This window comes from Actinosynnema sp. NPDC023658 (assembly GCF_040639995.1).
Taxonomy (GTDB): Bacteria; Actinomycetota; Actinomycetes; order Mycobacteriales; family Pseudonocardiaceae; genus Actinosynnema.
Map to the genome: position 1 here is coordinate 1 of NZ_JBFAAX010001366.1, position 1,246 is coordinate 1,246.

Below are 1,246 nucleotides of genomic sequence, written 5' to 3' on the forward strand. Positions count from 1 at the left end.
CCCGGCCGCGCCGCTGTCGTGGCGGCTGGACAAGGAGAAGGCGGGTTCGGGCGCGCTGGGTGACATCGGCGCGCACATCGTCGACGCCACCCAGTTCATCCTGGGCGACACGATCCGCGAGGTGTCCGGGATGCTGGAGACGTTCGTGACCGAACGCCCTCTGGCGGCCGAGCACGCGGGTCTGTCCGGCACCGCCGCCGGTGACGCCACCGGCCCGGTCACCGTGGACGACGCGGCCCTGTTCCTGGCGCGGTTCACCGGTGGGGCGCTGGGCTCGTTCGAGGCGACCCGGTTCGCCAACGGCCGCAAGAACGCCATCCGCATCGAGATCAACGGCTCCGCGGGCAGCCTGGCGTTCGACTTCGAGGACATGAACGTCCTGCACTTCTTCGACGGCACCGAGGACGTCGCCACCGCCGGGTTCCGGCGCATCGTCGTCACCGAGCCGCAGCACCCCTACGTGGACGCGTGGTGGCCCGCCGGACACGGCCTGGGCTACGAGCACGCGTTCACCCACCAGGCCGTCGACTTCATCCGGGCCGTGGCCGCCGGAACCGATCCCGCCCCGTCCTTCGCAGACGGGCTGCGGGTGCAACGCGCCCTGGCCGCCGTCGAGGCCAGCGCGGCGTCCCGCACCTGGCGAGAAGTCTGAGAGGAGAACGAGATGGCGCGTCCGATCACGTTGTTCACCGGTCAGTGGGCCGACCTCCCGTTCGAGGAGGTCGCCCGGCTGGCCGCCGAGTGGGGCTACGACGGCCTGGAGATCGCCTGCTGGGGCGACCACCTCGACCCCTGGCGCGCGGCCGAGGACGACGACTACGTCTCCGACCGGCTGGCGATCCTGGCCAAGCACGACCTCAAGGTCTGGACGATCTCCAACCACCTCACCGGCCAGGCCGTCTGCGACGACCCGATCGATGAGCGGCACAAGGGCATCCTGTCCTCCCGCATCTGGGGCGACGGCGACCCCGAGGGCGTCCGGCAGCGCGCGGCCGAGGAGATGAAGATGACCGCGCGGGCCGCCGCGAAGCTCGGCGCCGGCACCGTGGTCGGCTTCACCGGCTCCTCGATCTGGAAGACCGTGGCGATGTTCCCGCCCGTGCCGCCGTCGATGATCGACGCCGGCTACGCCGACTTCGCGGACCGCTGGAACCCGATCCTCGACGTGTTCGACGAGGTCGGCGTCCGGTTCGCGCACGAGGTCCACCCCTCCGAGATCGCCTACGACTACTGGACCACCGTCCGC

Annotated in this window: 2 protein-coding genes; both read left to right on the forward strand. The window is 71.2% G+C overall.

Annotated elements, in window-relative coordinates; genetic code table 11:
* Window positions 1-652, forward strand: a 652-nt coding sequence (locus AB0G02_RS41020) for a Gfo/Idh/MocA family oxidoreductase (RefSeq protein WP_360806200.1), incomplete at its 5' end; no start/stop codon positions are given.
* Window positions 653-664: 12 nt separating this feature from the next.
* Window positions 665-1,246, forward strand: a 582-nt coding sequence (locus AB0G02_RS41025; protein ID WP_360806203.1) for a TIM barrel protein, incomplete at its 3' end; no start/stop codon positions are given.